This is a genomic window from Paraburkholderia elongata (assembly GCF_013177735.1).
In the GTDB taxonomy this organism is placed as follows: Bacteria; Pseudomonadota; Gammaproteobacteria; order Burkholderiales; family Burkholderiaceae; genus Paraburkholderia; species Paraburkholderia elongata.
Map to the genome: position 1 here is coordinate 22011 of NZ_WOEZ01000015.1, position 6759 is coordinate 28769.

4 protein-coding genes are annotated in these 6759 nt (G+C 54.3%); 1 reads left to right on the forward strand and 3 read right to left on the reverse strand.

Translation table 11 applies throughout. The features are described 5' to 3' along the window. Positions 1-48 precede the first annotated feature (48 nt). The 3 genes from GNZ13_RS02810 to GNZ13_RS02820 form a co-directional block, all read right to left on the reverse strand. Positions 49-1278: a tyrosine-type recombinase/integrase gene (locus GNZ13_RS02810; protein ID WP_172160293.1), complete on the reverse strand. Its 1230-nt coding sequence runs from the start codon at positions 1276-1278 to the stop codon at positions 49-51. 376 nt (positions 1279-1654) lie between these two features. Next, positions 1655-1981: a hypothetical protein gene (locus GNZ13_RS02815; protein WP_172160295.1), complete on the reverse strand. Its 327-nt coding sequence runs from the start codon at positions 1979-1981 to the stop codon at positions 1655-1657. A gap of 1002 nt (positions 1982-2983) precedes the next feature. After that, complete coding sequence (locus GNZ13_RS02820) at positions 2984-3988, reverse strand: ParM/StbA family protein (RefSeq protein WP_172160297.1); 1005 nt, start codon at positions 3986-3988, stop codon at positions 2984-2986. 1079 nt (positions 3989-5067) lie between these two features. Here GNZ13_RS02820 and GNZ13_RS02825 point away from each other — a divergent pair. Further along, the gene (locus GNZ13_RS02825) at positions 5068-6066 is read left to right on the forward strand and encodes a site-specific integrase (protein ID WP_172160299.1); all 999 of its coding nucleotides are present in this window, start codon (positions 5068-5070) and stop codon (positions 6064-6066) included. The last annotated feature ends 693 nt before the right edge of the window (positions 6067-6759 follow it).

Consider the following 6759-nt stretch of genomic DNA (forward strand, 5'->3'; position numbering starts at 1 on the left):
GCCCCTACGTTACCCTCAGTTCCCCGCAAGAATGGCACTCTCATGCCACTATTCCGTTTGAGAGCACTCAGTCGTCGGGGTGGCCGGAGTTGAGAACATTGCGACCGCGCGACCACCTGCATCGCGATCTGCTTCTTTCATCCAGCGCCCATAGACACGCGAGATCATTGTTTGGTCGGCGTGCCCCATCTGTTTAGACACCCACATCGGGTGCTCTCCGGCGGACAGCATCATCGAGGCAAACGTGTGTCTGGTTTGATAGGGATTCCGGTAGCGGATCTTGGCCTTGCGTATCACTGACTGCCACACATCCCAAACCTTCGTGTGCCCAGCCCACCGTTTATTGGTCCGTGCGTCATGGAAAATGGCTTCATGAGCCTGATACGTGTGCTGCTTCTGCGCGGCCAGTGCCTCTAGCGCGGGGCGCAGCAGCTTCACTTCGCGCCGGCCCGCAGCGGTCTTTGTCGTTTCGACCTTGCCCTTTGCCTCGGCCGTCATCGCTTTCCAGACTCGCACGGTCCCAGCCTGCCAGTCAATGTCATCCCAGTTGAGTGCGATGAGTTCGCTTGTGCGCAAGCCGGTCCAAATAGCAAACTGCAAGTAGTTGCGCATTTGAGGCTCGGCGGAACAGAGAAGGGCCGCTTGCTCTTCCGAAGAAAATGGATCGACGCGATCTTTAACAACAAGTGCCTCTAGATCGAACGCGTCGACGCGGACCGAGATCTTGCGGGAGTATGTGTATGACGCTAGTGGATTGACGTCAACGAGCTTCCTTTCAACTGCGATCGCAAGTGCTTGTCGAAGAACCGTTTGGATGTTCGCCAAGCGTTTGTTTGACATAGGTCTTTTGCGGCCGATGTCGAGAGACTTCAGCCATGAAACGATAGTGTCGCGCGTGAGTTCAATGAGAAAAATATCTGCAAACTGCGGTAGCAGTAAGTTGCGAACCGTGCGAGTCCATTCGGCCTCTGTGCTAGCCTTCAGTTCAATTTTCTTTTCTTCAAACCATGCCTCTAAATAGACGCCGACGCGCAGTCCCTCGCCGGTTGTCTGTGCAAGTTGTTTGGCATTTTTGGAGTTAGGAAATGCCCGTGCGTAATTAAATGTTCCTCGGGCGATCTCAAAGAGAATATTAGCGCGTAGTGCCTCGACCCTCTTCAGATTGGCTGACGTCGGCGGGATTGAGATGAATTCACGACATCGCTTGCCCTGGTATTGGAACGTGATTTGGATGCTGCTTGCTGATTTTGGTTTAACGCCACGCCCGTCTCGACCCATGTGATATACCCCTCGATACTGATTAATAAATGACCATCCGGTGCTTTTCGCCAGACTTCACCTTCACGCCAAACTCGGTCTTCGATTTTCCTATAACACGATTTAAGGGTATATCCTGATTGTGACGCAAATAAATTTAATCGGATCCACATGACTTTCAATTTAAGGTAGAGGGAAATTCAAAAAATCCACGTTCTTCAGAGTTGGGTTCCATGTTGACTCTTTGGAGAAGATCATGGCAGCGAATCGAGCAAGCGCAAATCGTACCTTCACTTTAAAGGGCGTGGTAATGGAGCTTAGATGAGGTTTCGAGGTGCGGACTACAGTCGGGATTGAACGCTTGTGCAATCCCGACTTCAAATCTCTCTATAGTCCGTTAATGAAGAATAAGCTGGTTAAATTGGTTTTTTACTTTGGCAAACTGCTCGTTGGTCAATTCCAATGCTGCATTTCCAATGATCAGGGCTTTGCACTTGTCCTTCAAGTCTTCTGCAGGATGCGGATGCAGCGCTACGTTCTCCCCTTCGGGCGGTAGCCCGTTCAACACGAGCGCAATGTCATTCATTCGCTCTTCTGTTATCAAGATAATCAGCCCACGGGTCAGCATCCAAAGCATTACGGAATTGTCGGGCATTCTTTGGACAACAACTTCCTCTTGGTTCTTTGGAGGGTTCGGTTTGATTCTGGAGTTTCGTTTTCTCATACTTCGCTCCTGCAGTTGAGAGTTGACGGAAAGAATCTCGCTTTCCTGCATAGTAGTGTGCCCTTATAAATCAAAATTTTGACGCGGAAAAACACGCTCTTTTTCGATGCTTTCGTTCGGCGATTGAAGATTTATTGTGCTACGCAGTGTTGAGAGGATGTGGCGCATCGATGCATGCCCGCGCCAGTGACTTTGACCGTGATGTGTCGGTCCGTTGAGTTGTCGCGGGCTACATGAATGAACTAGTTGCGGATTGCTAGGGCGGGAGCTGACTTGTGAGCCGCGTATTAACCAGTCTTCACGACCAGATGTGCGGCAATTGATTTATCAATGCTAGGGGGAGGACGCCGGAGGTTGTGACAGTAAAAGTAAATGCGTGGAGCAGCAGCACCGAATGGTCAGGAGTTGAGGAGTCGTTGCTGCTTGGGGTTCGCCTCCCTTCCGTGTGCCCATCAGGGAGGTAGGGGGCGTTCATTCCATTTGACGCCGTTCAGGGTGCCGGTTGCGCGCCCAACCCGGCAGGCTGCGCGCACGGATTCCTATTTTGTCCATGAAATCAATGGCATTTTTTCGATACCTGTCTCACCGTGAGACTGGCGGCGCGAGATTGAAGATCCGGTAGCGTTCTTTTGGGACCGGCGGTGCCGATATCTGGACGGTCCGCAGAGAGAGTCGGATCAGTTGGTGCTGGCCGAAAGGCAGCCCTCGCTCTGCGGACCGCCTCAGGCTACGGGAAGCGGATGGGAAGCTACCGAAACCATTCAGCCAAGCCATCGTCGGTGTTCTGTTCAAAGCCGCCGATCGACGGGGATGGACCCGAATGCACGGCTTTCTCATTGTAATTTGCAGAAGGTTGACCTAGGCCATCGGGGGCACGTGCACGTTCCTCTGCCAACCGCTTGAACAGGAGAGCACGTGCGCGTGGTTGTGTCATCTTCTCGAGTAGGCAGAAAAGATGTGGGTGCCCTACCTCTGAGACAACAATGGTCATCTTTATCTGCTTCATTTTCGCGTTCTGGTTGTCGTCTGGATCCCACCTAGGAGGAAGCCGTGGCAGTTTGAGAACACGGTGTCCTTCATCAACGTGATTGGAACGCCATTAAATATCTCTGGAGCAGCGTCGATGAGCAGCGGCGCTGCGCCTCCGGTGAAGACCACATGCAGGTCTTCTGTGGTCTTCACATTGGCTCTGACCTTTCTCAGCGCTTCCAGTGCAACATCTCGCTTCGCGCGGTCAACGAAAGAGGTGAGATCGATCGACTTGCCGTGTGCGCGCAGTGGCACCCCCCGCCGATAGCAGTCATCAATCTGGTCCACGCCGTCAAAGCGCTCTCCGTATTGCCTCGAGAGCATTTCCCCGACGCGCCGAAAGATCTGGGCCCCCGCGCCTGGGTAGCCACCGCTGCGATCGTGCTGCACCCTGGACCTATGTGAATCGACTGTAAGGTAATCAATCGTGCCCCACCCAACGTCAATTAGAAGCGTCGATGGTGCGTCAATCTGAACCGCGTCGGCGAGTCGAAGCGCGATCGCGCTACCGAGCGGCTGTGGCAGAACGACGACCCGTAAGATCGTCCTCGGGCCATGGCCAAAATCGAACGTGCCCGTGAACCTGCGCTTCAGGGCCTCGGTGTACTTCAACAGGTACACAGGAAGCCCAAGAACAAGCAGCCCTATCGTTGATGCATTTGCTCTCAATAGCGCGCTATAGACCAACGCGTCGTATTCCGGGCGCATTGCAAAGTCGTCGCCTTCATTCCGTTCCCCGGCTGTTGGCCCTGGAATGGCTGTTGAATCCGTTTCCACCGCATACGTCACATCGCGGACGTGGACCAACTTCTCGGTCGCAGAGCCAAGAAAGGGACGCGTCGTCTGCTCCAACGCGCTCGCCGCGGTCGGCCGAGCCACTGAAGCAAATGCAAATTTTTGGAGCGTACCGTCTGCCGCGTAGAAAGCGGCCTTGATCCGACCGTTGCCTGTATCAAGTCCCATCACATTAACTTCCATGCTGTTCCTCGCTAAAAGTGATATTGATTGAGTTGAGTCGCATTTAACTCACACATGGCTGGTACCCAAGCTCTTCTAGAAGTGCCATGTGCAACTTAACTCGCACTTATGTGCTATCTCGGACCCGGTTTCCCCGGAAGTGACGGGCCGTGACACACCGAGTAGAGGATGCCTTGTGATACTTCTCGTGCAAGCGAGAAAACAGGCCAAATAACGATGACATTTGATTTTCGCCACGTTCTGGCGAAGGTCGCTCGCTCAGTGTTAGCATGTTCTCGCGCGGGCATGTCCCGCGACTGGCTTTAACTCGCCGCGGAATGCGGCATGACTCACCTTGTTTCAACCTGATGCCAGACTGACCAGAGAACTTTTCATCCGCACGATTAGGAGGCACATTCAGTGACTCGCGGCAACATATCAATACAGAGTGTTGCGTCCACCCGCATGTAGTCTGCTCGCGGGTACCGATTGGCGGGTACAGACGCCCCACAGACCAAAAACTGCCATTTAAGAAAATCGCGGCCCCGCAAGGGGAATCGAACCAACGAGCGTGTCGTTTGCCACTCGCCGTTGTCGATACACCGCGTCCCTCACGTGGGGATCATGAACACATGGCCGGCCCCGCGCCGCCGGCATTCCTCAATCGCGCGGAGACTGGTGCTCTCCAGCACCCGGGCTTGCCACGTATATGGTGGCAAGCAACTCTTGGTCGTAAGGCCGGAGCGCGGCAACAGGGCGGGCCCCTGAGCCGTGAATCATCGTTTTTAAGTAGACCGGCCCGCGGACAGATTGACGTGTCGCAAGCGGTCGACTGGCGCTGGGCCAGTTGACCTTCACTCGTCGTTTGAACCCTGACGTGCCGTTGCACGTAGGAAATACTGAAAAAAGATTCCTTGGCGACGAATGTCGCGACTTTAGTGCCTGTTTTCTGAGTCGAACGAGATAATTTTCCTGCCAACATTGCGTTATGGATCGGACTGCATGCTGCTGTCTGACCTGATCGCGACGTGGGAGGTAATGTGAAGGCAGAGTTGAAAGAACAGATGCGACAGCTTATCGACAGGCACGGTGGAACCAGAATGAGCGACCGCAATACGGCGTCCTATCGCACGGTGCAGGTTCATCATGAGGTGTTGTCCCGCATCATCGACATTCTGTATGAGGAGGGCTATCGACTGGAGCGTGTCGAGAATCTTGGAGGCCGGCATGTCGAAGTGATCGCCGGTGCCATATTTGCGAAAGGCCTATCCCCCAGATCGCTGCGAAGCTATTGGACTGAGATGAGGTATTGGGCCGAGTGGATCGGGAAGCCGGGCTTGGTGAAGCGACTTTGTACATATCTTCCAGCTGTCGATCCGTCGTTTTTTAAAGTAACCGTCGCAGCGTCAAGTTCGCTGTCATGGACTGAGGCAGGTCTGGACATTGTGGATGTGATCAGGCGCGCTGACGGGCTGGACCTGCGGCTGGGATGCATGGTTCGGATTGGGCTTTCGTTTGGGCTTCGCCGGCGCGAGTTGATCTGTTTGCGAGTGCACAAGGCCGACAAGGGCAATTTCTTGCGTGTATATGCAGGCGATGGACCAAAGTCTGGCCGCCCAAGGGATGTCCCCGTTGAGCATCCATTCCAGCGCCTGGTGCTTGACTATGTCAAGGAGCTGATTCCAAAGTCGCATTTTCTCGGCTGGCAGCAGACGTCGCGAGGTAACTCAGCATCACTGCACGCCAACGAAGATCGGTTTGAGAAGTACTTCCAAAAGCTGGAAATTACTCGAGCCAAGTGTGGGACAAGCGCCCACGGTATGCGCGCTGAATACGCCGAAAACATCGCGATGCTGCACGGGCTTTTGCCTGCAACGTTAGGTGGAAAGGCCGATCAAATGGACCAGGCCGACCTGCGCCTTCGTCAGGAGGAGGTAATGGAATGCCTGGGCCACTCGAGAGTGAGTGTGGCATCGAGCTACTACGGTTCATTCAGATTGACGGCCTCGCGAGTGGGCTCGCGGCATATTGGTAGTCCAGGCGACCAGGTCAAACCTGAACTTCCCGATGGTGAGTCAGAAGCGAATGATGCAATCTAGAGAGGGCGTAGGGTTGATGAAAAACAGTGTCGCTGCAGACTGGGCAAGAGGCCGGTTATCGACCATACCCGACATTCAGATATCGGCTTCGGTCAGGCGACTGTAGATCACTTTCCTGACATTCGCACATCTGCAGCGGCGAACGTCAGCGTTACTGCAATCGAATGCGCACTCGCGAGCCACATCTGCCGTTCGAACTCCCGACTCCACAATGACAGCCTTCGAGTGCCAAAACGGGCATTCGATCAACCGTGTCGACCGCGGGCTCGACATCACCCAAACGCGCGAAAAAACCAACTGAGATGCGCCACTTCACGCCACACGACACGTACAGCACGGCGAGGAGCCACATGCGTAATACGCGCATCTCAAACGAGATTTGCGAATTGGCATTGACCCAAAGCTGAACGGGATGGAAGGGATCTATGACGTACGGGATAAGATCCCAGAGCGGCGAGAGGCGATGGAGATCTGCACGCGCTTCAACGTGGACTGCTGCGATGGAAAGGCTCCATAGACGGAACGCCCGTCAAACGTGATCCCGATCAGGAAGGCCAGTTAAGAAGAAAGCGCCATCTTGATGCTGGCGTTTTTTAATGCAGCACGGGTTGAGATAGACTTTGCGCACAGCAGGCGACCGGGGGACACCATGCGCGGACAATGGATGGGAACGTTCAGGGCCACAAACTGGCA

What these genes read in the sequence shown, in the direction of transcription:
- GNZ13_RS02825 (WP_172160299.1), top strand. Translation starts at nt 5,068, where the DNA reads ATGAGCGACCGCAATACGGCGTCCTATCGCACGGTGCAGGTTCATCAT.
- GNZ13_RS02810 (WP_172160293.1), bottom strand. Translation starts at nt 1,278, where the DNA reads ATGGGTCGAGACGGGCGTGGCGTTAAACCAAAATCAGCAAGCAGCATC.
- GNZ13_RS02820 (WP_172160297.1), bottom strand. Translation starts at nt 3,988, where the DNA reads ATGGAAGTTAATGTGATGGGACTTGATACAGGCAACGGTCGGATCAAG.
- GNZ13_RS02815 (WP_172160295.1), bottom strand. Translation starts at nt 1,981, where the DNA reads ATGAGAAAACGAAACTCCAGAATCAAACCGAACCCTCCAAAGAACCAA.